This is a genomic window from Lysobacter sp. Soil_N_51 (assembly GCF_057655755.1).
On record NZ_JBDGLR010000011.1, the window covers coordinates 1 to 23,757 of the forward strand.

Below are 23,757 nucleotides of genomic sequence, written 5' to 3' on the forward strand. Positions count from 1 at the left end.
CAACCGCGCGCGCTTACACTCATCGCTTGGCTATCGTACGCCGTTGCAAGCAGAGCGCGATTATCTCGAAACTAAATATGTATCCTGACTACCTGTCTGTGGAAGCCGGGGCGCTCTACTCTGACCCCTGTTTTGAAAGACACCGGCTCAATCTTCCTTTACGACCGTGTAGCGAGACGCGAACTGCCGGCAGAGCGGGCAATGCCATACCTCGATGGTGTCGTCTGGATAGGCTCGGCCATTGGTGATGTAGGGCGCGGCGTTGGCGTAGGGAAACAGACGTTTTTGCTCGGCCGTGTAGGCATCGTTGTATCGGACGGTGCCGTGAAACACTTCGATGCGGTCCTGTACCAACTCTTGTCGGTGCAGAAAACAGAAACGCAGCAGTACCTCCAACTGCGGAAACGCGGAGGCAAACTCCGGGTGCTTCTCGATGAAGCGATCCCATTCGCGCTCCTGCCAGTACAGCAGGCGCGGTACAGCGCCTTGGCGGACGAATTTGACGAAGCGCTCCGTGCCTAGAAAGTTTTCGAATATGCTGCGGAACGACTCGGCGTCCATAGCTGTGTTCTGTAAAAGGGCAGGCGAAGCATAGCAATGCGTGGCTGGCCGATCACGTACGCGTCGGATACACGCGGGTGCCGTTTAGGGGGCCTTCGGGGCGCCGACCTTGTAGATCCAAACCGTGCCGACGCATTGCGGATTCGATGCGTAGGCCGTGATATCCATTCGAATGTCGTTGTTCCGGAACTGATAGGTGACGCTGGCGAGAACGGTATCGCTGCCGGAAGATTCGCCCACTTTTGTCGCTCCGGTCAGCGCCAAGGCCCGTTCGATGCGAACGCACGGCTGTGCCTTCAAGTCGAAGGCGACTTCATCCCAACCGGGCGTGTGTGTCCGTGTGCCGGACAAGGCTTGTGTAATGACGGTGCCGTCTCCCAGTGTTATCGTCTGACCAGCATTCGTAAGCGCCGATATACCTGTCTTGGCGTCCACGCCGTAGTAACGTTGCAGATCGCGAACGACCTGATCAACACCATCATGTCCCTGTTGGATAGGGAGCAGTAGCAACTTCTCAGTTGCTTGCTCATACTTTTCTAGAGGAATTATTATTTTCCCGGTGCTGGCACAACTGGTAACGAGTAGAAGAGGCCCCAGCCATATGCCCGGTCGTGGATAGGCGCGTAATAGAGAGGTTGCCATTGCTCTTTCTGCAAAGGACGAAAGAGCATTCATAGCTCGCCTGTTTACTGCTTTGGCCCGCGGCTCGGATCGTCATGCACGCGCTGCGTGAGTTCCTGTTCTATTTGCTGATTGAAGGACTGTGTCTGGCGTAAGGTGTCCTGCATGGATGGTGCCTGCTCGGAGGTTGAGACCCGGGCATAGAAGCCCGGAGTGACACTCGTTACCCACAAATTTCCGTCTACAGCATCGATACGCTGAATACGTCCTGCGTCCGGAATGCCGTTTTGCTTGGCTTGCAGCATCACCTCCGCCACCTTTTCATCGGATATCCGGCCAGGGGCGGCCTGTCGAATCTTGGCAAACATGGCCTGATCTTCTGGAGGTAGCTGTGAAATGTTCAATGCTGGCTCAGCACGTCCTGAAGGAGGTGCAAGAGAGGTCGAGGCGGCCGGTATTGGATTAGGAGTAGGCTGTATGGCTACGTTTGAGGCTTGGTTCGCCTCGCGCGGAAGTGCCGCCGCCTCCGGAAGGATGGGCACACCAAGATTGACGTTCGCGACGAAGTCCCGAGATGTGTGGCCGGTTGCCTGGTCCGTGTTTCGCTGAATGATAGCCAATCCGGCTTGAGTGTTGACTGCGGTGAGGGTTTGCCGATCGGCGATTCCATTGACTTGTTCCATGCCGTGCCAGAGCTGGAAGGCTTGCACCGCGCGCTGCGTGTCCGGACCGAATACGCCGTCAGCTTTGATTGGCTGCTTGACGTGGTCGTTGATGCCCAGTTGGATCAGGCTTTCCTGAAGTCTCGCGACCTTAGGACCTTGGTCACCCGCTTTGAGTACGCCATCGGCCAGTGCGTCGCGAGGTGCGTGGGCGGCAAGGGTGGCAGGTGCCTGAGTCTGCAAATATGTTGGCAATCCCTGGCCATTTGTTTTCATCCAGTCATTACGGTGGCCGGGTACTTGAAACTGCTGCGCTACCTGCTGGATGTCCGGTGCCGCTGAAATGGCTTCAGCGTGTTTCTTCAGCGCCATGAGCGTTACGGTATCGGCGGTGCCGGTCGCAGGAAGCTGGTGTTGCTGCTGATACGCCGCAACGGCTTCACGAGTGCTTTTTCCGTAGTCTCCATCGACCTGCAGAGCTCTGCCGCCGGCATCGAGAGCGCCGACCAGCTTGAGATTTCCCTGCAATGCACTTACGGCCAGGTTGGCATCGCCTGGACGCAGTTCCTTCTCGACTGGCAATTTGTACGGAACGCCTTTGAATTGCGCCTCGATGACCAGGAGTTGATTGAGGCCATCACGATTCAACGCGATATCGTTGTAGTAGTCGTAGCTGCTGGTTCCGTAATCGTCCGTAAGCGCCTGTTGGTTTCTGACAACCTTCACCGCGCCGCCATATCCGGAGATGTGGCGTGCTTTCAGAAAGCCCGCGATATGTTCTTCCGAGTCGCTTTCTTGCAAGACACCCTGCTTCACGGCGGTGCGATAGGCCGCATCGCTGTTGCGTTTGAATGCCTGATCTTGCAGATCGGCGGATGCCTTGTACTGCTCCAGACTCAATCCGTCTTTCCAGTTGGATGAGTCTTCAAGGAAGCGGGTCATTCCTCCCGACTCTGCCCAGGTCCACTCCCTTCTATATCCGGCCATCGCGGCGCGGACTTTGTCGGCATCGACATAGCCGGCGTCGGCCAGCCAAGTGGCTCCGGCTTGATATCGGCCGACGTAGCCGGCGCTGTTGACAATGCCCAGTTCGCCGCCGTTGCTCTCCGTAAGCACGGTTGACGCGACCAGTCTGCGCGTCGCGTAGTCGCTCAATCCCTCGATGTCGCCTTGGGCGTATTGGTTTGCCGTCAGAACGGCCCGTTCTTGCCTTCTTGTCCCTGGCATATTTCAACTCCTGCTTTCACGGCCTGTCTTGCTTGCAGTTCAACTGCGCAATGGCTTCTGACGGCTTGCCACGAGTCAGGTTAAACACCGTGTAGCCTGCGGTGTACTTGCCGCCGTCTTGCTGGCTCGCTTGTACGTAAATCGGATCCTTGCCGGCGATGGGTACAGCGAAGAAGGCGCCTTCGCCGGCCCCTTCCTCGTACTCTCCAGCGGAACATTTCTCGGCGATCATGGCTACTTCCGCCGTGTTGCCGAATTGTTTTTTCAGTGTGTCCAGATAGTTGTCTGAGTAGAGTGGCTTGCTGATCGAAATGGATTCCACCTCGGCCTGAGAGCCTGTAAGGGACAGTATCGACTCGCCCTCATTGCGCTTGGTGACTTCGAATTCCGGCCCCGGTTTTCCATTGGGAATATCCTTGATCGAGAATCCAAGCAGAAGGATTTTTCCCGAGCGCGAGTAGCGTCCTGGGCTGTACTGCTTCTGCGACGGGTCGATCCATTTGACCTCGGGTAGAGACTCGTATGCATCCCAGCGCCGCCCCTTTTCGCTGGCGAACAGCTCGGCCGCAGCGCGCATGTCGCTTGAAGCGACTGGTGCTACCTGCTCGATCTTGGACTTTTTGCTATCCGGGTCGCTTGCCGAGGCTGTGCCTTGCTGGCAAGCCACTAGCCCCGACGTGGCGACAGCGGCCACCGCGGCTAAATGTTTGAGGTTCATGTCATCTGCCTCTTGGGGGAGTTGTCCATCCGGCGGAGCGCTTATGTAAGCAGGGCGTTGAAACGCGGGCTTGCGCCTCGGCTCGATCGGCAAGTTGGAGATGAATGCTCCAAGCTCCTTGCGAGTCCTTTCATTGATGATAGCGAGGTCGCGGTAGAGGTTATTGTCACGCGCCCACTGAATTCCATGGGCGACTATACGGAGATGATCGGAGTCAGCCATGCCACGGTCCATCTGGGAGTCAGTTGAAAGTGTTGGGTTCCGTACGAATGATTGCTGTTGGATACACACAAGCGCTTAGTGCGAGGCATGGCGTCAGCGCGGAGTTCAGTCCGAGGACGTTTGTATAGATGAATTTTTATCGTTGCCGGAAGCATGCAGCGCCTCTAATCGGACTGATAACGGGCAATAGAAGATTTCCCGATTTTTGTGTTTGCCACAAGGGCAATTAATAGTTGCGATTACTGTTTGTTACGGCACATCAGATGCGCCAATCGCATCCTGGCCAGTAGGTGCAAGAGACGTGGTTTGCGAAAATATTCCGCAAAAAAAAGCGCCCCGGACCCCGGGGCGCTTCAACTCACACCTCAACCGCTTTGACTTACGGGCTGGTCCGCAACGTCAACGCATACGCACTCAGGATCGGGTTGATCGGGCTGTAGTAGCTGTTGCCGCCGCCGGTGCGGCCCTGCTTGCCCTTGCAGCTGCCGCTGCCGCCGGACAGCACCCCCTGCGCTTGGCCCGCGGTGGTGATGAACGAGCCGCCCGAGTCGCCGCCTTCCGCGCACGCGGTGGTCTGGGTCAGACCGGTCACGGTGCCGTCCGGGTTGCCGGCGTCGTCGACGTAGGACACGGTCATGTTTTTGCTGCGGATCGCGCCGCAGCGCCAGCCGCTGGTGCGGCCCGAGCGGCACAGCGCGGCGCCGACGGCGCCTTCGGTGCTGCCGCGCACGGTGACGTCGCCGTTGCCGTAGCCGTACACGCTGGCCGACAGGGTGTGGGTGCTGTCGACCTGGACCCAGCCGCGATCGGGGCCGGTGCCGTTGCCGGAGGGCATGCTGGAAGCGGCGAACGAGCCCAGGCGCACGCCCGGCACCCACTGCGAATCTTCGTTGTAGACCACTTCGCCGACATTGCCGCAGTGACCGGCGGTGGCGAAGCCCGGGGTGGTGCCCTTGGTCACCGAGAAACCGACCGAGCAGGCATATAGGAAGCCGTCGCCCGGCTGGCGCAGGTAGCCGCGGCCGCCCTGGATGGCGATGCGGCGCTGCGGGGCTTCGGCCATGGTTTCGAAACGCACCGAGGCGGTGTCGAGGCCGCTGCGCGCGACGAAATCGACGGCGGCGTCTTCGGCGCCCGGGGCCACGCCGACGATCACGCTGTTGCTCGGCAGGTCCACCGCCCAGCTGTACACGCCCTTCGGCGCCTTGCCGTTGCGCGCCAGTTGGCTGTCGAGCTGGCCCTTGGCGGCGTTAAGCGCGCTCAGGCTGTGGCGGGCCTGGCGGGTTTCGACGCCGGACGCGGCCTTGGCCGCCTTGATCGAGGTGGTCGCGGCGACCACGCCGAAGGAACCGTCGGCCTTGCGCTCCAGCCAGGTGCCGGCGAAGTTGCGGCCGAGCTGTCGCTCCAGCGCTTTTTCTTGCTGAGCGGCGAGGCGCTCGACCTTGAGGTATTCGCTGACTTGGGCGCCGGACAGGCCGAGGTCGCGCTGCAGGGCCGCCTTCAGGCCGGGGGCGAGGTCGTCGGCGGCGAGGGCCGCGCCGGAGACGGTCATGGCGACGGTGGCGGTGAGGATCGACAAACTGAACTTACGCATTCCGAAACTCCTAGGGCGAGAGGGACGCGAACTGCTGTGCGGCACGTCGGACGCCGGCGCCGGGGCATCGGCGTTGGAGCGGCGGTTGACGGACCTAATGGATACAACGGGCACCAATCGGCGTCCCCCTACCTATGAATTGCGACTTCATTCGTTTTTAAGCGTGATGCCTGCCGCGTTTCGAGGGCTCCCTTGCGTTCTGGTCCATGAATGAATATTGCAGCCGCTAGTCCAGGGCGATCGCGCGAGGCCATGAAGATCGGGCGACGAGGCCACCGCCCGAGAAGAAACCGCTGCCGTCGAGGCCGGAAGCAATCGCCATCGCGGAAGAGTCGATGAAGTCGATAAATACGACGATGTTCGGCGTACGTGACGATACCGGCATGCGTACACGACTTGCCGTTAACCGCCTGACGCCCAGCGTGGGCTATCGCCGATACCGATGGTCGGGCCGGCGTCCTACGAGGGCGACTGAGATGGGCAACGACACTGCGGGCCGGAACCGGTCCGATCACGACGCGAAACAAGCCGCGCAGCACGGCAAGCCGGACGAGCAGGCGCGACCGCCGGACGGGCAAGGCCATCAACCGCTGCCGGGCGAAAACCCGTCCGCCGGTGACGGACAGGCCAAGCGCAAGCATGTCCAGAACGCGGACCTGCCGGAAGGCGAAGGCCATCAGCCGTTGCCTGGCGAGGATGCGCCTGAGGACGACAGCGAAGAGGATTCAGACGATCGGTGAGCAGCGCTCGTGTACGCCGGCTCACCGGTTCTGATCGGCACGATTGGTTGCCCGTCATCGAAACGACGCTTTAGTCTTGCGGCGCGCGACGGCTCAGGTCGTTTGCGTTGCTCGGCAAGAACGCGCTCTTATCGAGCGTGAGGTGTCTGCAGTCGGAGAACATCGAAGCCCGCGTGGGCCAGCGCCGCTTCGGTCGACGCGGTCGTGCGTTCGTTGCCGCAATGGACGATCAAGGCGGCGTCCGGATGTTCGGGGAAACGCAACGCGGTTCCGGGAAGTCGGTCCTTGAGCGCTTGATAGGTCGCTTCGTCGTGTCTGGAAACAAAGCCGCGCGCGACCTGGTTGGGTTCCAGTTGAATCCAGCCGCCGTCGAGAAACCAGCGCAAGAACGGATACCCGTAGAGGTCTTCGGGCTCGCGGGGTTCCGATGGGCGTGAGAACACAGCGTCGAAGCGGCTTGCGCAGTCGTCCAGCGACAGGTCCGTGACCAAGCCCAGTTTGGTCTCGTCGTGTGCCCGCAACATGGCCAGATACTCGCTCATGTTCGCGGCCACCGATTGCTCCGCCTGTTCGTCGAGATCGAAACAGGTGATGCAAGGCTCGCCGCCGCTGCGGTAATCGAGGCAGAGGTACCAGTGCCCGTCGCTGTCGAACGGCACGAGCCGGCGCGGTTGTTCAGGGAGCCAGCCATCGGCGGGATACCACGCCTCGGGCTCGTCGAGCAGCTTCCACCAATAGTTGTCGCCGATGCTCTGCGCGCGCGGACCGATCCCCCAGATCATCCGGTTGCCGCTGTCGGACAGCGTGCGCCGCAGATAGCCGCCGTTCTGTTCTCGCAGCACCGCGATCAACGCCGTGGGCAACACGATGCCGAGCCTGGTCTCGACGTCCACGATCGCATCGTCGGTCAGATCGGGTTGAAGCGCCGGCAGGAAGGCCGGAACGTTCCAGATGGATGAGGTGCTATCGCTGTTGTCGCTCACAAGTCCATTTCTCGGGCATCAAGCCGCAGTGCGATCGGCGATTCTTTCATATTGCCGGTCATCGACTGGGCATCGCGGCCTCACGATATCGAGGAAGCAGCATTCGACCGGACGTTGGTCTGAAGTCACAGGCATTCCGGGGTATTCGTGCATCCGGCATCGAGGGATGACGAAGTTGTCTACGCCATGGAATGCAAGCATCGGGGGAGGTGGGGCGGATCGCGGGCGTTGCCGCGGCGTCGGCTGTAGCCACAGTTTCGGCATGCCGGATCGTTACTGCGACGTGGAACACAAGCGCAAATTCTAAGCCGCGTCGGTTCGAAGCCGCCTACAGGGCTGTACAGGGACAGCTTGCGGGAGCGACGATTCGCAATACGCCTCGCGGTCAAGGCCGACTGCGCACGTCGCGGTTGAGTCATTCGGCCGCTACGTATTGGCGGTCCATCCGCGGAGCAGGCGAAAGAAGGCCGTGCTGCTTTCCTGTTCGTCGCGCTCGGCAAAAGGGCCCGATCCCATCGATGCGGTAGCGATCATCACAAGCGAGGATTGACATGAGCGTACTTATCCATCGCGTGCTGTTGTCGGCGCTGGCGGCCTGCTTGCTTTCGCTCAGTGCCACGGCGCTGGCCGGCGAAACGCTGCTCGCTCATTACTTCGACGTCAAGGCCGGCAGTGCCGCCGGTACCGAGGTCGTTGGCAAGGTCAATCTGTTGAGCAACAAGGATGCGCACAAGATACCGGTGCCGGCGGACTACACGCTCGCGATCGCCTCCGATCCTTCCAATCTTTTCCAGATCGTCAATCAGCGCGACGCGCAGAGCCGTTTGTTCGGCGCCCTGCGGGTGAAATCCGGCCAGACGGTGCCTGTCGCACCCGCGGACTATCCGGTGACCGTCGCCTTGCTGCACAGAGGCGTGACGCTGGCGACCGCGTCCTTCCATGTGCGCGCCCTGGCGCAGACCCAACTGGAGAAGATGCTGGCGTATACGAAGGCTTATTGCATCACCCAGGATCGTCTGTTCGGCCGCGCTCGTTATGCCGAGGCGGAGATTACCCGTCTGATCGTCGAGGTCGAGAATAACGGCGGACGCTTCAGTGGCTACGAGTTCTACACCCGGCCGATCACCGACTATCTCCCCGGTGGCCCGGGGACCGGGCAGGGAAGAAAGACGCTGTCGACGCAGTGGCAGGAAGTGGCCACCAAGATCGGCGGACTGGGCTTTGCTTATCAGAATGTCGACAGCAAGTATCCGCTCACCTATGGCCCGAACGGAGCGCCGGCGAATCATGAGCGCCTGAAGCATGCGCTGTATGCCGCACTGCGCGAATACATCGACAAGGTGCCGATCGATCCGGCGGAGGTGATCGTCAACGGTTCACCGATCGGCAGCGACTACGGCGACGGCATCATGCGTCTGTCGGAAAAGAAAATCCTGAGCTACAACGACACCACGCACTCGTGGATATGGACGGATGCGGTGACGGGGCCGGCGGTATGGCTGCAGTCCGACCTGCTGAACGACATCGCCCGAGGCGATGCCGTAGCCAAGGCGCTGCATGAAAGTCTGCTGCGATTTCTGCAGATCGGGTACGGCCTGCCCATCGACAATCGCGATGTCAACGATCCTTCCGCGCGTTGGGGCCAACTCGTCAACAGCCACTACACGGAAGGGGCGTTCGCCGACGCGAATCATTTCCATCGTCTGCGCGGATGGCTGGCCTTGCCGACGATCTGGGCCGATTACAATCGCCCGATCACCTATGTTCCGTACTGGTACGACGGATACTACTCGGCCTATCCGGGCTTTCAGCTTCGTCCGGGCTGGTCGCCGCGGGGTTCGCTGGAGGACTTGCGGTTCTGGACGACGAACATCCTGGTGCCCGCGCACTCGTATCCGCAGTCCGGATTTCATCCGGACGGGATGATCACCCATCATTACGATGATGGCGTGGACGGCCGGGCGATGTGGGCCTATGGCTACGAGTGGATGGTCGCTCCCATCGATGGCAATACGCTGTACAAGAAGCTGGGGTTGGACGCGGGCGGCGGCGACTTCAGCCTGATCTCGAATATGTACCTGCATACCTACGACAAGCTGATCTACCGCGGAGAGATCGATGCGGCGCTGCTGGGACGCAGTTATCTGGGCGATGCGAAGAAATTCACCGGCGGCATGCCGGCCACGATCAACCAATTGATCGCCGCCAGGCCGGCGGCCACGCCGATCGATCGCGAGCAGGAGCTGGTGGCATGGGGCGCCGCGTTGAAGGGCGGTACCCAGCAGTCGAGCGGGAATTTTCCGTTCTGGGTCGGCAACTACATGGTGCACCGCAAGGGCGGTCAGGCCGGCGACGCCGGCTCCTATATGTTCTCCGTGGTGATGGGCAATGACGCGATGGGAACAACCGACGATTTCGACGATCCTCCCAAGCTGTTCCATGTCTCGAGCGGCCTGTTGTTCGCCAGGACGGAGGGATCGGAATATGCGCTCGATGCGCGCAGGCGCTGGGATTGGCATGCCTTGCCCGGATTGACCGAAGAGTTGCGCACCGATGCGATCCCCGGCGGCGCCCATGCCGATCAGATCGATGGCAGCGCTTATGCCGGCACGGCCTCCGATGGCGTGCGCGGATTCGCCGCCATGCAATACCGTCCCGCCGACACGCAGACCTATGCGAGCGCGCGGGCGGACAAGGCCTGGTTCTTTCCGGGCGATGAAGCGATCGCGCTAGGCAGCGGCATCGCGCGCCGCGCTGACGGACAAGGTCGTGCGATTCTCACCACGCTGGATCAGACGCGCTGGACAGGCAATCTGACGTATTCGATCGGCGGCGGCGCGCAAACGACGGTGACCCAGGGAGCCGCGCTGGATCAGACCCTCGCCGTCACCGCGCCTTCCTGGTTCCATCAGGGGCGAACGGGCTATTTCGTGTTTCCGACACAAGCCCAGCAGGTGCGCATCCGTGGCGGCAGCGCCATCGTGCCGACCGGCAGCGACGCGGATCCCGCGGTCAATCTGATCCATCTGGCGATCGACCACGGCACGAATCCGCAGGCAGCGAAATACCACTACGAAATCGTGCCGAACATCAGCGTCGAACAGATGCCCGCGCGTCTGGTCGCGATGCAGGAGCGAATCAAGGTGGTCGCCAACGACGAGAAGCTCCAGGGAATCTACGATCGCGGCACCAGGACGCTGCAATTGGCCTTCCATGCCGAGGGTGTCGCGACATGGGATGCGGGCATGACGGTCGCGGTCGATCAGCCGGCGCTGATCCAACTCCACGACAATGGAACGAGTTGGGATCTCAGCGCCAGCGATCCGATCCACGATCTGTCCGCGAAGGAACTCAACATCACGCTGTCGGTTCCGCTCAAGCCGGGGATGTACGAGCACGTCTTGCCGGGCATATTCCCCCGCGCGGGCAAGGCCATTACCGTGACTCGGCCATCGGCGGGGGTTTCCCATATCCGCGTGCCGCTGCCCGATGCCAGTGACGGCGCAAGCCTTGGCTACCAGGAAGCCCTCTACGCCAACGTGCCGATCCGGGTGAGCATCCCGGTCGATGGCACGGTGGCCGTCGATCCGTCCGGCGGCAGTGAAGGCGACGCGATTACCGCGCAGGCGCACGTATCCGAATCCGCACCCGCGCATGGAGCCACGCGAGCATTTCCCCTCGCGCTGCTCGCCGGTGCGCTCGACAAGGGCAAGGCCATGTCGCAGGCGTCGGTTGCGGCCATGGCCGCGGCGCCGACCGGGGTAAAGGCGCTGACCTTGCTTTTGATCATCCTGGGTTTCGGCATGGTGCTGCGAAATCCGTAGGCTCCGAGGGCGGCGCGCTACGCACTTGCGCAGACCGTCTGCGCAAGTGCGGATGAATTCATTTGGTTGTCGGGATGACTGGCGACCGGTAGCCAGAGAATGCTGACGAAGCTGCTGATTCTTTCTCTTTTTCACGGCGCCGCTCATCGACTGAGCAACGCCGTCGTCGGGCAACCAGGCGGTGCTATTCGAGACGGTTTTCGTCGTCCGCCTTGGCGATCAGCGCCGGACGTACCGGTTGCGTGGACAGATGCTTGCGCCGGAAGAAAAAATAGCTGGCGACGATCACCGCGCTTTGCACGATCGCCAGCGGCGGAAAAAACAGATGGGTCACGGTCCAGGCCAGGCAGGCGGCCAGGGCGATCAGCATCGGCTTGTGACCGAAGCGGCTGGCGACGTACATGATCGCGACGAATAGAAGCTGATACAGCAGCACCGGCAGGGTCAGGATCGCGACGATCATGGGTCAGGCCCGGTTGCGGTGGAACAGCACGCTGCTGCCGCAGTCGGCACATTCGCGATAGAACGCGGAACCGTCCTTGCGCAGCCGCGGCTTATGCCCGGGCTGGCAGGTGAAGCGGATCGTGGTGTTGCCCGCGCATGCCTCGCATTTGAAGTAATAGCCGAACTTGCCGTAAAGAATGTCTCCGGTCTTCGCGCTGCAGGTCTTGCAGGCCGGCGCGGCGGCTTGTTCGGTGGATGCGGGCGTTGCGGCAACGGCCGGCAACGGCGGGGTGGGCGTTGTCGGCAAAGGCGGTGCCACCGACGGCAACGGTGGTGGGCTCGGTAACGGCGGCGGAGCGATCGTCGGCTCGATGCGCACCTTGCCCGATGGGGTAACCGCGGGCGCTGCGGGCTCGCTTTGCTGGCCGCGCATAAGCGGGCGATGCAGCGCGGTCAGCCGGCGCGCGACGAATTCCACGGTCTCGCCGGAGACGAGCTTCGCGGTTGTCTTGAGCAAGCCGAGAAAGGCGTTCTCGGTTTCGAAGCTCTTGTCGATCTGTTTCTTGAGCTGGTCGGCCTTGATCACACGCGATGAGTCGAATCGCTTGGCGCGATCGATACGCGCGGTCGACGCGATCAGGATCAGCGAGTGAAAGGTCGGCGCGATGCGCACGCCGAGCCGCTGCGGCCACTCGAGGGTTTGGGTGACGTCTTGCAAGACCGCGATGTGCCGTTCGTTCTGCTCCAGCGGCGAGGCCATGCCGGTGTAGGTTTTGCGATAATCGTCCCAGCGCAGGAATTCGCCGTCCTGGGTGATCTTCAGGCCGGCATTGAAGTGTTTCGACTCCAGCACGTAGATGTCGAGCCATCGGTTGATCAGCAAATGGTCGATCTGCGCGGTGCGGCCGCGATATTCCAGCCGCAGGTCGTGGATCACCGCCCAGTTGGGCGAACGTTCGAAATGGAAGTCGATGAGATAGGCCGATTCGGCCTCGCCCTTGAGGCCGGCCTTGCGGATGCGCAGTTCGGTCGCGGCCTGTTTGGCCGACGGGCCCGTACCGGCGGCCCGAAGCTCAAGTTCCTTGAGAAAAGCCGATTCGTCGTCCTTGGATTTGATCAGCACGCAGGTATCCCTCCTTGCGGCCGAGCATAACCGTGTCGTGTGCGTAAGCGAAGCGGCACAGGTCCGGTTTTACCGTGCCATTACCTTGTCTTCACGGCCACCTTCGGGTGGCATGCTCGAATGAGCGCTCGATCCTTATCGGGAAAATGGCGATGAAAAAGCGCGTTACGATCCTTTTCGCGTCGCTGCTCTTGATCTCCAGTTCGGCCCTGGCCGCCGTCGTGCACGTCAGCGGCCACGGTCAAAGCTACGACCCGGGCATCGCGCTCGCGGACGCGCGCGCCGACGCCGCTGCTGAGTGCGTCGCGCAATCGGGTACGCCGATCCAGGAGGTGTACAACCACGTCACTCGCGCCAATCTGTGGCTCGCCGATTCGATCTGGACTTGCGAGGTGCCTTGAGGCGACGCGCGATCCTGAGCAGCCAGTGATTCAGCGCTTGGTCGCCAATACACCATCCAGCGCCAGCTGCGCCTTGAACCCGGCTTTCTCCAGCCGTTTCGCCACTTCGCGCGGCACGTCGCGGCCGCTGGTGAGTTTGTTCGGGCTGCCGGTGTAGTGGAACAGGCGCCCGCCGCGGCGCAGCACGCGCGCCAGGTGGTCGTAGAAGGTCTGTGAATACAGTTCGCCGGCGATGCCGAAGCGCGGCGGGTCGTGGAGCAGGGCATCGACCGAGGCGTCGCCGATCTGCGCGATCGCCTGTGACACGTCGGCATGGGTGAGGCGCAGGCGTCCGCCGCTGCTGGCCGCGTCGGGGTCGGGCGACCACGGGTTGAGGGTGCGCAGCCACAGCACGTCTTCGTTCTTTTCGAACGAGTGGATGGCGGTCGCGCCGGTCTCCAGGCAGCACGCGGCGAAATAGCCCAGGCCGCCGCAGGTGTCGAGCACGACCTTGCCGCGCGGCTCGACCAGCGCGACCTTGCTGCGCGCGTCCTCGATCGGCGAGGCCTTCATCGTGGGCAGCATCTTGATGCCGTCGATCTCGAAGGTGGGCGCGCCCCACTGGGTCGGCACCAGCTTGATCAGCGAGCCGGAGAAGCGCGACACCGGTGCGAACTCCTCGCCGTCCCAGTGGTAGATCGTGCGATCTTTGAGCTTGGCCGGATACGGATAATGCTGCTCGCGCCAGGTCCAGGCGTCGGCCTCCAGCAACGCCTCGCCGTGCGATCGGCCCAGGTCCAGCGAACCGGTCCAGGCGCCGGTGCCGGCATCGCGCGCAGCCTGCAGTTCCTCGGCGACGGGGCGGGTGAGCAGGGGGCCTGAGTAATGCGGCACGGCGGGTCTCTCTGGGGCCGGAGGGGCGAAAAGTATGCCGGACACGGCCCCGATTGGCGCTGTGCGGCCGCTGCTTTGTGATTCCGGGCCGGTGGGCGGCTAAACCAACGGCCCACGACACCTGCGCATCCACTGAGCTACGCTCCTCCCTTTCCACCGGGGACCGCCCATGAAGCCTTCACGTTTGAGTCTTAGCCTGGCGCTGGCCGCCACGCTCGCCGTTTCGTCCGTCCATGCCGCCGACGGCGGGGCCAAGGGCAAGCCGCAGTTGGGGAGCTTCGGTATCGACCTCAGCGCGCAGGACAAGAGCGTCAAGCCCGGCGACGATTTCAATCGCTATGTCAGCGGCCACTGGCTCGACACTTATCAGTTGAAGGATTACGAGACGTCGTTCGGTTCGTTCAACATGCTGCGCGATCAATCCGAGGCGCAGGTGCACGCCATCATCGAATCGCTGCGGCAGCGCAAGGACCTGGCGCCCGGCAGCGACGCGCAGAAGCTGCGCGACTACTACGCCAGCTACATGGACCGCGCCGCGCGCGATGCCGCCGGGATCGCGCCGCTCAAGCCGGTGCTGGACAAGATCGCGGCGATCGACTCGAAGGGCGCGTTGATCGATGCCTTCGGCGCCAACGACCTCGACGGCACCACCTCGCCGCTGCGCTTCGGCGTCGATCTGGATCGCAAGGACCCGGACAAGTACCTGGTCGGTCTGCGCGTCGGCGGCCTGGGCCTGCCGGACCGCGATTACTACCTCAATCAGGACGCGCGTTTCGTCGGCATCCGCACCGCCTACCTGTCGCATATCGAACGCATGCTCGGCTTCGCCGGAGTGAAGGACGCCAAGGCGCGCGCGCAGGCCGTGCTGGCGCTGGAAACCGAACTGGCCAAGCCGCAGTGGGAACGCGCGCAGCTGCGCGATCGCGACAAGACCTACAACGTCGCGACCTTTGCCGAGCTGGGCACGAAGTACCCGGGTTACGACTGGGCCGCGCAGGCCAAGGCGCAGGGTCTGCCGGCGCTGGACCGGGTCAATGTGGTCACTCCGAGCGCGGTGGAACCGGTGGTGCAGGTGATCGAGCGCACGCCGCTGCCGGTGTGGCGCGATTACCTGAGCTTCCACGCGGTGCGCAACAACGCCTCGCTGCTCAGCCGCGAGATCGACGACGCGGCGTTCGCGTTCAACGGCACCGTGCTCAGCGGCCAGAAAGCGCAGCGCGACGACTGGAAGCGCGCGGTGGCCGCGGTCACCGGCAGCGACGGTCTCGGGGATGCAATGGGCAAGCTCTACGTCGAGAAGCATTTCTCGCCGCAGGCCAAGGCGGCGATGCAGGCGCTGGTCGAGAATCTGCGCAAGGCGCTGCGCAGCAACATCGAAAAGATCGACTGGATGGGCGATGCGACCAAGGCCGAGGCTTATCGCAAGTTGTCGACCTTCCGTCCGAAGGTGGGTTATCCGGACAAGTGGCGCGACTACGGCAGCGTCAGCATCGTGCCGAGCGATCTGATGGCCAACGTGATGCAGTTGCGCCGTTACGGCCGCAACGATCAGGTCCGTCGCATCGGTACCCGTCCGGACCGCGACGAGTGGTTCATGACCCCGCAGACGGTCAACGCCTATTACAATTCGACCTTCAACGAGATCGTGTTCCCGGCCGGCATCCTGCAGGCGCCGTTCTTCGATCTCAACGCCGATCCGGCGGTGAACTACGGCGGCATCGGCGCGGTGATCGGTCACGAAATGGGCCACGGGTTCGACGATCAGGGCAGCAAGTCGGATTCGGCCGGCATCCAGCGCAATTGGTGGACCGACGCCGACCGCGCCGGTTTCGAGCAGCGCACCAAGGCGCTGGGCGCGCAGTACAACGCGTTCTGTCCGTTGCCGGGCCAGTGCGTCAACGGCGCGCTGACCATGGGCGAGAACATCGGCGACCTCGGCGGCATTTCGATGGCGTACACCGCGTACCAGCTCAGCCTGGGCGGCAAGCCTGCGCCGGTGATCGACGGGTTGAGCGGCGATCAGCGTTTCTTCATGTCGTGGGGCCAGATCTGGAAGGGCAAGTACCGCGACGAGGCGCTGCTCAATCTGATCAAGACCAACCCGCATTCGCCGCCGCAATACCGCGCGAACGGGCCGCTGCGCAATTTCGATCCCTGGTACAAGGCGTTCGATGTGAAGCCGCAGGACAAGATGTTCATCGCGCCGGAACAGCGGGTGCGGATCTGGTGATTCGGGCGCGGCCCGGGGTTGCGGGTCGCGGGTGAAGGCGAAGGGGCGGGTTTGCCGGCCGGTGGGTCGGTGGATTCGCCCTTTCGTTTTTTTGGTTTTTGGGTTCGTGAGGGTAGGGCGGTGGCGGCGTGGTTGCGGGGTCGTGGTCGCGGCTCACGCCGCTCCTACATGGGCCTCCCTGTAGGAGCGGCGTGAGCCGCGACCGCGACATACAAATACCGGCGTCACTGCAAGCATCCGATGGTCTATCTGGGATTGTTCGCCGCGGCCTTCATCGCCGCCACCTTGCTGCCCGCGCAATCCGAGGCGCTGCTGGCGGGCTTGATCGTGGACGGCTATGCGCTGTGGGCGCTGTTGGCCGTCGCCAGCGTCGGCAATGTGCTGGGTTCGCTGCTCAACTGGTGGCTCGGCCGCGAGCTGACGCGTTTCAGCGACCGGCGCTGGTTTCCGGTCAAGCCCGGGGCGCTGGCGCGCGCCCGGGTCTGGTACGGCCGTTACGGAAAATGGAGCCTGCTGCTGAGCTGGCTGCCTGTGGTCGGCGATCCGCTGACCTTGGCCGCTGGGGTGATGCGCGAACGCCTGTCCACGTTCCTCGTGTTGGTGAGCATCGCCAAGACCGCGCGTTACGCGGTCGTGGCGGCGATCGCCTTGCGCTACGTGTGAGCGCCGCCGCTCAGACCAAAGCGTCGTAGATCCGCTTCGCCACGACCTTGTCGTCGAGGTAGCCGATGATGCCGTGCTGGTTGTCGGTCCAGTTGTCGACGTCGCCCTTGTTCTCGATCGCCGGGGTGATCGCGAAGTTGTCCTTGTCCAGCGGGTTGAGCGAGACCACGTCGTTGGGATCGTAGGCGTTGAACCACGCCGTCACGCTGGCCGGATGGCCGATCGGACGCAACTTGCTGCGCAGGGCGCGGATGCCCAGCGGCGAACCGAGCGTGACCAGCAGCGGCACGCGCCAGGCCTGACCTTCCTTCTGCAGCCGGCGCAGCAAGGTGTAGCCGACCACGGTGCCCAGCGAATGGGCGACCACGACGTTTTCCTGCGCGAGATCCATCGCTTGCAGCACGCCGTCCTCGATATGCGCGCGCAGGTTCGACTTGCTCAGGTATTGATGCACGTCGTTGGTCAGCAGGGCGATCATCGCGCTGCCGCCGTGGGTGCGTTTGTCGATCGCGCGCAGCACCGCCTGCACCCAGGGCCAGTTCTGCGGTCCGCGTTCGATCACCGCGGCTTGCGCGGGGTCGAGTTCCTGTTCGATCTCTTCGTCGCTGATGTTCGCCGCGTCGATGTACTCCTGCAGCATCGCCGACAGGAAGGCCTGCGCCGCCGCGTCGTCCTTCGCGCCCTTGACGATGATCTTGGCCGCGTCTTCGGCGCTGGCGCCGTCGACCATCTGCTGCAGCGTGTCGCCGTAGAACGGGAAGCGGATGCGATCCTCGGGGATCGGCAGCTCCAGGCCGCTCTTGGCCAGGCCCTTCTTCCACGCATCGATCCAGGTCGCTTTCAGCGTCGCCGCGTCCTTGCCGGCTTGCGATCGTCCGTGAATGAACACCAGTTGCTTCATTACGCAGCTCCTAGGGTGAGGCGAGAGGATTTTTCGGCGGCGTGGCGCATCCATGCGCGGATGGCCTGGACGCCTTCGGGGGTGTACAGCGACCACAACGACGGCCGCAGTTGCTGGCGCAGGCCGTCGAGTTCGGTGGGAATGCGTCCGCTCAGTGCGCCGGTCAGGGCCCAGCCTTGCGACAGCATCGGCAGCGCGGGCACGACGGCATCGGCGAGGTAGGCGTCCTTGAGCAGGCCGCGCGAGAGCAGGGCGAGGTCGTACAGGCGCACGTCCATCCGCGCTTGCAGGTAGTTCTGCATCTCCTCGATGCGACGGAACTGGCCGATGTCGTGGTAGGCATACGCGGCGTACACGGCCAGCGCGGGGTCCTGGAACTTCAGGTTCTGCATGCGCACCGCGAGCGCGTCGGCATCGTCGGATTCGAGCGCGAACACGCCCAGCGACGAGGCCTTGATGATCGCCTGGCGCAGATAGTCGAGTTCCTCGCGGCTCAGCGACGCATCGGATTCGTCGGCCGGTTCGTACCAGACTTCGTCCAATCCGCGCTCGTGCAGGCGCAGCACGCCGACGAAACCGGCGATCACCGGCAACAACACGCCGCTGCCGTCGTCGAACTCGATCAGCGCCTGGCTCTGGCGTTCGTCGGTATCCACGCTGACGGTGACGGCATCGCCTTCCTCGCCGAGATGGGCGGCGCCGTCGCTGCAGGTCACGCCGGTCACGCCGCGGCCGTGGATCTCGAAGCCGGGTTTTTCCGGCAGCGGTTGCGGTGGCGGGCGCCGATCACCGAGGACGCGGGCCATGCTCTTGAGCATCGCGGTGGCGTTCTTGGAAATGCCGCGGCCGGTGAGGGTCTTGAGCTCGACCGCGGTGGTCGCGGCGCGGCCGTAACTGTCATTGCGCAGAGCTTCTTCCACGACCAGTTGCGCGACTTCGCGGGTCGACAACGGCGCGGTCGTGTCCGGCGGCGTCGCGCTGATCTCGTCGATGTCCGGCGGTGTGGTGGTGGCGGGCACCGACGGCGGCAGGCTGGCCAGCCAGGCCTCGTCTTCGGAGGTGATGCGCGCGTCGGGCGTCTGCGAAGTCGACAGCGACAAGCCGCTGGCCTTCAACTTGTCCCAGACTCTTTTCGGCAGCGCTTTCTTGAGCGGGCGCGGCCGCACCCGGCCGTCGCGGATGGCTTCGGGAATCTTGCCGTTCAAGGCGTCGAGCAGCGCCTCGGTGAACATCGCCTGGTATTGCTGGCCCTGTTCGGATTGCTGCACCTCCAGCGCGGGCGCGCCCAGCGAGGTGGCGAAAAAGATGTCGACTGATCGCTCCAACTCGGCGTCTTCGATATTGGGGAAGATATCGCTGCCGATGATGCGGCCGTACTGCACGCCCTTGGTCGGCGTCCTGCAGGCATCGGACAGGAACACCACGTGCTCGAACGCTCCGGCGCGGGCAAGCGACACGTTGCCTTCGATATTGACCGCGGCGGCCGCGTTCACCGGCGCATCCGACAACAGCCAGTATTCCTGGCGGTTGTTGACCACGCCGTGGCCGGAGAAATACACGATCAGCTGCTCGATCGTATCGCGGTCGGTCAGCGCCTTGATGTCGTTGAACAAATCGGCGACGGTCACTTTGAGGCCGCCGGCATCGGTGCGGCGGATGATCTGGTCGTCGGGAATGCCCTGGCGCCTGGCCCAGGCCGCCATCTTGTCGATCGACGACTCGACCGCCTTGAGCTTGCCCAAGCCGCCGGCCTGGCTTACGCCGATCAAAAGCACTGCTCTGTTCATTGTCGCCCGTCCTTGCGAATGCGCGTGCGGCCTCAATCATGACGTAAGTGGGCCGGCATTTCGGCCACGCCGCGGGAGGCCGCGACGACGATGGTAAAATGCCGGTCTTCCCGCCATCCAGCCAGAGCGACGCGATGACCGCCCCAGCCTTTTATCCGATCGGTACGCCCGGCCAGCCCTGGACCGCCGCCGAGGTCGCGCAGTGGCGATCGACCCAGATCCGCCAGCGCAGCTACGAGGCCGATGTGCTGAGCGTGATCGAGACGCTGCGCCCGCATTTCGAGGTGGTGCAGTACGGTCGCCTGGACTACGCGCCCGACAGTTATCCGCTGTTCGCGCTCAAGAGCCGCGACTGGCGCGCCGACCTGCCGACCATGCTGGTGACCGGCGGCGTGCACGGCTACGAAACCAGCGGCGTGCACGGCGCGCTGTTGTTCGCGCAGCGCCACGCCGCCGATTACGCCGGCCGCGCCAATGTGTTGATCGCGCCTTGCATCAGCCCCTGGGCCTACGAGCGGATTCATCGTTGGAACGTCGACGCGATCGATCCGAACCGCTCATTCCGCGACGACAGCCCGGCGCGCGAATCGGCCGCGCTGATCGAACTGGTCGCGCCGCTGCGCGCCGGCGTGCTGATGCATATCGACCTGCACGAGACCACCGACAGCGACGAGTCCGAGTTCCGTCCGGCGCTGGCCGCGCGCGACGGCAAGCCGTACGAGCCGGGCGAAATCCCCGACGGGTTCTACCTGGTCGGCGACAGCGAGGACCCGCAGCCCGAATTCCAGCAAGCCGTGGTCGCGGCGGTGGCGCTGGTCACCCACATCGCCCCGGCCGACGCCAACGGCGAGATCATCGGCGCCACCGTGGTCGCGCCGGGCGTGATCAATTACCCGGTGCGCTCGCTGGGCCTGTGCGCCGGCATCACCGACGCGCGCTACCGCACCACCACCGAGGTCTACCCCGACAGCCCGCGCGCCACGCCCGAGCAATGCAATGCGGCGCAGGCGGCGGCGGTGTGCGCGGCGATTGATTTTGCGTTGGCGAAGGGTTGATCCGACCGCGTCGATCCGTTGAGGCGCATGGCGCGCCGCAATCGCGACAACCGCGGTGTGTGCGCAATGCGGGCAAATCATCCGCGATGGCATAACGGGCGCCATCGCGGAGGGTATCGGCGCCGCTGCGCGCCTTGGCGCAGGCCGCGGCGCGTTAGTTCTCACATCGCTCTATCTCGCCGGCCAAGCCGATAGCCGGCGTATGAATTCATCCAGGTCCATCCGCCCGCCCGCGGCGTCATCGTCCCAGATGGAGGTTATCCGGACGCCTTCGCGTGAGAAGGTCACGTTGAATGCATTTCCGGTCAGTTCAAGCTCGGCCTGATGGCCGGCACGGACATTTTTCGCCAGACCGAGATAGTGTTCGCGCAACCTGGCTGTCGGCATGTCGCTGTCCACCAGTGCTTGAATCAGCTCTTTCATCGGCTTCTTTCATAGGCGTTTGTTACCCAGTGGCCGGTTGGCAAGGCGCCATTGGATACTACGCGTCTCCACAGCGGTCGGATACCAAGCCTGCGGCCGTTGCAGTTGCCGCCGCGGCCATCAAAGAGTTTCCATCTGCGCTGGTGGTCGGTGTCTTTGGGGGTTTACGGCGGCCGGCCTGTTGCGCGGCATCGGCATGGCGCTGGGGAACAGCGAAGCGCTCGTGAGCCGCGATCCAGCCGTGCCATCAGGGGCATTGCCGAAGAAGCATGCGAGCTTGGATCTGGCCCGGGCCTGGCTCATGAACGGTCAGGCGGGGCATGCCGAGTTGCCGGACTGATTTTTCCGGAGTTGAATCTGGCTGTTGGGATCATGGTTTTTTCTGCGGATTCGCGCGGTCCGTATTCACGATCAAACGAATCTCCGGCACCTCATCCGCAGTCGCATCGCGAGCCTTCCCACCAGCCAGCGTGGTAATCAACCGAATGCGCACCCGGCCGTCGCGAATCGCATCGACGGGCAACGCAACGGTGTAGGTTCCCGCCTCGCGTCCTGGGCGTATGGCGTGCGGCGAGATCACGCCGAGTCGGCGGCCGCGGTCGGTGCTCAGTTCGATCTCCTGTCCGCCGGCCAGCGCGCCCAGCCGCACTTCCAGATAGACGCGGTCGGCGGCGTCGAGCGCGCGCGGAAGTGTGAGCGTGCGTGCGCCACCGCTCGCCACGCACCCGCCCTGCGCGAGCAGCAGGGCGAGTGCGAGGGCAGGCGCGAGGGCGAACGCGCCGCGTTGCATGGCGATCAGCCGGCCGGCTTGATCGACACGCCGCGCACCGGCACCGGATCGGCCGGTTGCTGGCCCGAGGGCGCCAGGCGGATGTTGAACTGCGCGTTCGCGCCGAGCAGTTTGGCGTTGGAGAACGCGCGCAGGGTCTTGGGCAACGGAACGGCGAAGGTGGCCGAGTGCGACATCGCCATGTTCGGCATGGTCGGGCCGAAGAAGGCGAGGGTGCCGGCGTAGTAGGGGCTGTTCGCATCGACCCGTTCGACATCGGCCGGTGCGTTGACCAGCACGTCGAATTCGCGCGTGACCGCCAGACCCTCCGGGCGATCCAAGGTGACTTCGGCGATCAACGATGCCGGTTGCGCGCTGGCCAGATGCTGTTCGACCAGCGCGTTGGGCAGCAGCACCGAAGCCGCGCCGGCTTCGATGCCGCCCTTGATCACGCCGTATTTCGCCGCGCTGGACTTTCGCTTCGGCGTGACCGGCAACTCGCTGCCGAAGCCCGGGCCGTAGTCGTAGTCGAACACGCGGGTGCTGACGTAGTCGCCGGCCTTGGCGGGGCCGACGAAGCCGCCATCGCCGTCGACGTAGAACAAGAACGGTTCGTCCATGAAGGTCGCAAGGTCGGCGCCGGTCGGCAGGATCGGCAGGCCCGCGGCGAGCTGTTTCTTGGTCCACAGGTCCCACAACCGATCCATGTTGGAATGGTGCAGGTAGAAGATCGGATCGACCGGCGACAGGAAGTTGGTCATGTTGCCGTACGGGCCTGGGTCGATCGCGCCGACCCCGCCGATGTAGTTGTGCACCTTGTTGTGCGGGAAGCCTTCGAGGATCGAGAAATTGGTCGAGCCGTCGGGCTGGACCAGATGAGTGGCGGTCTTGGAACTGGCGAAGCTGTTGCTGATGCTGGGATCGTAGAACAGCGTCGGCGTCAGTCCGGAACTGACGATATCGGGCGACACGTCGTAGGCGGTCTTCGCGTCGAGCTTGGGATTGGAGCGCGACAGATAGCGCGCGCCGCAGGTGATGGCGTAGCTCTGGTTGCCCGACAGGCCGGCTTTCTGCGCGAGGCTGTAACCGGTGACGTCGTTCCAGGCGTCGTCGAAGGTCGGATAGCCGCGCGAGTTCAGTTGCGCGCGCTGATCGCTGCTCAGGCTGTTCCAGTACTTCAGCAGCGAGGGTTTGACGAACTCGGTGAACTTGAGCAGGTTGCCGGTGAACGGCGCATAGGCGCTGTCGGTGGGTGTGAGCACGCCGTCGAACATGCCGGCCGGGATTTCCGGATGCCGGGTCCAGTCCCAGAACGGCATGGCGAAGCCGGCGTCGCCGCTGAGCTTGCGGATGCTGCGTTCGAAGTAACCCACATAACCGCGATGCCAGACGTAGAACCACCAGTTGCCGTGCGGGCAATCCAGGAAGTGGGTGAACGCGTTGCGGAACCAGTTGTGCGGATGTTCGGCCGGCAGCTTGAGCATGGCTTCGACGCCGCGCGCGTAGCTGATCAGCATGCGCTGGCCTTCGGGCGTGGCGACGTCGTGGCGGCGATAGCGCGCGGTCGGGTCCGAGCCCTGCGCGCCGGGGCCGGCGGCGAGCAGCGAACCGAGCGGAAGCATCGTGCCGGCCACGGCGGTGGCGGCGGTGGTCATGAAATCGCGGCGTGTGTAGCGCATCGAGTGGTGCTCCCCTGTGGTGGTGGCGATCGGCGATCGGCGATCCGTGGCGGGCGCGTCGCCGCGGGCGCTCGGTGTCGACGGTCGGCGTCGACGGTTGGCGCCGCGCCGATCAGGATCGGTGTTCTCTGTGTGAACGGGCCGGCCACGGGGTAACGGACACAAATCGCGCGCGAGCTTGCGATTTGTAATTGAGATCACAAAAGCAGGGGCGTTGGATGCGGTGTGTCGCTCGATCGCGACTCGGAGCGGAGCAT

The 23,757-nt window shown here is 63.7% G+C and carries 20 protein-coding genes; 6 read left to right on the forward strand and 14 right to left on the reverse strand.

The window, feature by feature from the left end; genetic code table 11:
• Positions 1–147: 147 nt before the first annotated feature.
• The 5 genes from AC3A4T_RS20645 to AC3A4T_RS20665 form a co-directional block, all read right to left on the reverse strand.
• Positions 148–561, reverse strand: a complete 414-nt coding sequence (locus AC3A4T_RS20645) for a hypothetical protein (protein WP_487677113.1) — start codon at positions 559–561, stop codon at positions 148–150.
• Positions 562–645: 84 nt separating this feature from the next.
• Complete coding sequence (locus tag AC3A4T_RS20650; RefSeq protein ID WP_487677114.1) at positions 646–1,236, reverse strand: hypothetical protein; 591 nt, start codon at positions 1,234–1,236, stop codon at positions 646–648.
• An 11-nt stretch (positions 1,237–1,247) separates the two neighbouring features.
• Complete coding sequence (locus AC3A4T_RS20655; RefSeq protein ID WP_487677115.1) at positions 1,248–3,071, reverse strand: peptidoglycan-binding domain-containing protein; 1,824 nt, start codon at positions 3,069–3,071, stop codon at positions 1,248–1,250.
• Between the two features lie 16 nt (positions 3,072–3,087).
• Positions 3,088–4,011 (reverse strand): hypothetical protein, encoded by a 924-nt coding sequence (locus AC3A4T_RS20660; protein ID WP_487677116.1) that lies wholly within the window; start codon positions 4,009–4,011, stop codon positions 3,088–3,090.
• 379 nt (positions 4,012–4,390) lie between these two features.
• On the reverse strand, positions 4,391–5,605 hold the full coding sequence (locus AC3A4T_RS20665; protein ID WP_487677117.1) for a S1 family peptidase: 1,215 nt from the start codon (positions 5,603–5,605) through the stop codon (positions 4,391–4,393).
• Between the two features lie 476 nt (positions 5,606–6,081).
• Between AC3A4T_RS20665 and AC3A4T_RS20670 the strand changes: the two genes are divergently transcribed.
• A complete protein-coding gene (locus AC3A4T_RS20670) occupies positions 6,082–6,345 on the forward strand; it encodes a hypothetical protein (protein WP_487677118.1) in 264 nt (87 codons plus the stop codon).
• 128 nt (positions 6,346–6,473) lie between these two features.
• Here AC3A4T_RS20670 and AC3A4T_RS20675 read toward each other — a convergent pair whose 3' ends face one another.
• Complete coding sequence (locus tag AC3A4T_RS20675; RefSeq protein ID WP_487677119.1) at positions 6,474–7,328, reverse strand: SMI1/KNR4 family protein; 855 nt, start codon at positions 7,326–7,328, stop codon at positions 6,474–6,476.
• Between the two features lie 551 nt (positions 7,329–7,879).
• Between AC3A4T_RS20675 and AC3A4T_RS20680 the strand changes: the two genes are divergently transcribed.
• On the forward strand, positions 7,880–11,152 hold the full coding sequence (locus AC3A4T_RS20680; RefSeq protein WP_487677120.1) for a polysaccharide lyase family 8 super-sandwich domain-containing protein: 3,273 nt from the start codon (positions 7,880–7,882) through the stop codon (positions 11,150–11,152).
• A gap of 184 nt (positions 11,153–11,336) precedes the next feature.
• Here AC3A4T_RS20680 and AC3A4T_RS20685 read toward each other — a convergent pair whose 3' ends face one another.
• A complete protein-coding gene (locus tag AC3A4T_RS20685) occupies positions 11,337–11,615 on the reverse strand; it encodes a hypothetical protein (protein ID WP_487677121.1) in 279 nt (92 codons plus the stop codon).
• 3 nt (positions 11,616–11,618) lie between these two features.
• Positions 11,619–12,719: a nuclease-related domain-containing protein gene (locus tag AC3A4T_RS20690; protein ID WP_487677122.1), complete on the reverse strand. Its 1,101-nt coding sequence runs from the start codon at positions 12,717–12,719 to the stop codon at positions 11,619–11,621.
• 152 nt (positions 12,720–12,871) lie between these two features.
• On the opposite strand from AC3A4T_RS20690, the gene AC3A4T_RS20695 reads away from it, so the two are divergent.
• Positions 12,872–13,120, forward strand: coding sequence for a hypothetical protein (locus AC3A4T_RS20695; RefSeq protein WP_487677123.1), 249 nt, complete (start codon positions 12,872–12,874; stop codon positions 13,118–13,120).
• Positions 13,121–13,150: 30 nt separating this feature from the next.
• On the opposite strand, the gene AC3A4T_RS20700 is transcribed toward AC3A4T_RS20695, so the two are convergent.
• A complete protein-coding gene (locus tag AC3A4T_RS20700) occupies positions 13,151–13,993 on the reverse strand; it encodes a class I SAM-dependent methyltransferase (RefSeq protein ID WP_487677124.1) in 843 nt (280 codons plus the stop codon).
• A gap of 169 nt (positions 13,994–14,162) precedes the next feature.
• Between AC3A4T_RS20700 and AC3A4T_RS20705 the strand changes: the two genes are divergently transcribed.
• Positions 14,163–16,223, forward strand: a complete 2,061-nt coding sequence (locus tag AC3A4T_RS20705) for a M13 family metallopeptidase (RefSeq protein ID WP_487677125.1) — start codon at positions 14,163–14,165, stop codon at positions 16,221–16,223.
• A gap of 240 nt (positions 16,224–16,463) precedes the next feature.
• Entirely contained in the window at positions 16,464–16,886 is a 423-nt protein-coding gene (locus tag AC3A4T_RS20710) for a YqaA family protein (RefSeq protein ID WP_487677126.1), read from the forward strand.
• 10 nt (positions 16,887–16,896) lie between these two features.
• Here AC3A4T_RS20710 and AC3A4T_RS20715 read toward each other — a convergent pair whose 3' ends face one another.
• On the reverse strand, positions 16,897–17,787 hold the full coding sequence (locus AC3A4T_RS20715) for a hypothetical protein (RefSeq protein WP_487677127.1): 891 nt from the start codon (positions 17,785–17,787) through the stop codon (positions 16,897–16,899).
• A complete protein-coding gene (locus tag AC3A4T_RS20720; protein WP_487677128.1) occupies positions 17,787–19,574 on the reverse strand; it encodes a caspase family protein in 1,788 nt (595 codons plus the stop codon). The genes AC3A4T_RS20715 and AC3A4T_RS20720 overlap by 1 nt, the downstream gene beginning before the upstream one ends.
• Before the next feature lie 134 nt (positions 19,575–19,708).
• Between AC3A4T_RS20720 and AC3A4T_RS20725 the strand changes: the two genes are divergently transcribed.
• The gene (locus AC3A4T_RS20725) at positions 19,709–20,629 is read left to right on the forward strand and encodes a M14 family metallopeptidase (protein WP_487677129.1); all 921 of its coding nucleotides are present in this window, start codon (positions 19,709–19,711) and stop codon (positions 20,627–20,629) included.
• A 171-nt stretch (positions 20,630–20,800) separates the two neighbouring features.
• Here the strand turns inward: AC3A4T_RS20725 and AC3A4T_RS20730 are convergent, their stop codons facing one another.
• The 3 genes from AC3A4T_RS20730 to AC3A4T_RS20740 form a co-directional block, all read right to left on the reverse strand.
• Positions 20,801–21,052 (reverse strand): hypothetical protein, encoded by a 252-nt coding sequence (locus tag AC3A4T_RS20730; RefSeq protein WP_487677130.1) that lies wholly within the window; start codon positions 21,050–21,052, stop codon positions 20,801–20,803.
• Positions 21,053–21,422: 370 nt separating this feature from the next.
• Positions 21,423–21,842, reverse strand: coding sequence for a hypothetical protein (locus tag AC3A4T_RS20735; protein ID WP_487677131.1), 420 nt, complete (start codon positions 21,840–21,842; stop codon positions 21,423–21,425).
• Positions 21,843–21,847: 5 nt separating this feature from the next.
• Positions 21,848–23,500: a tyrosinase family protein gene (locus AC3A4T_RS20740; RefSeq protein ID WP_487677132.1), complete on the reverse strand. Its 1,653-nt coding sequence runs from the start codon at positions 23,498–23,500 to the stop codon at positions 21,848–21,850.
• Between the last annotated feature and the right edge of the window lie 257 nt (positions 23,501–23,757).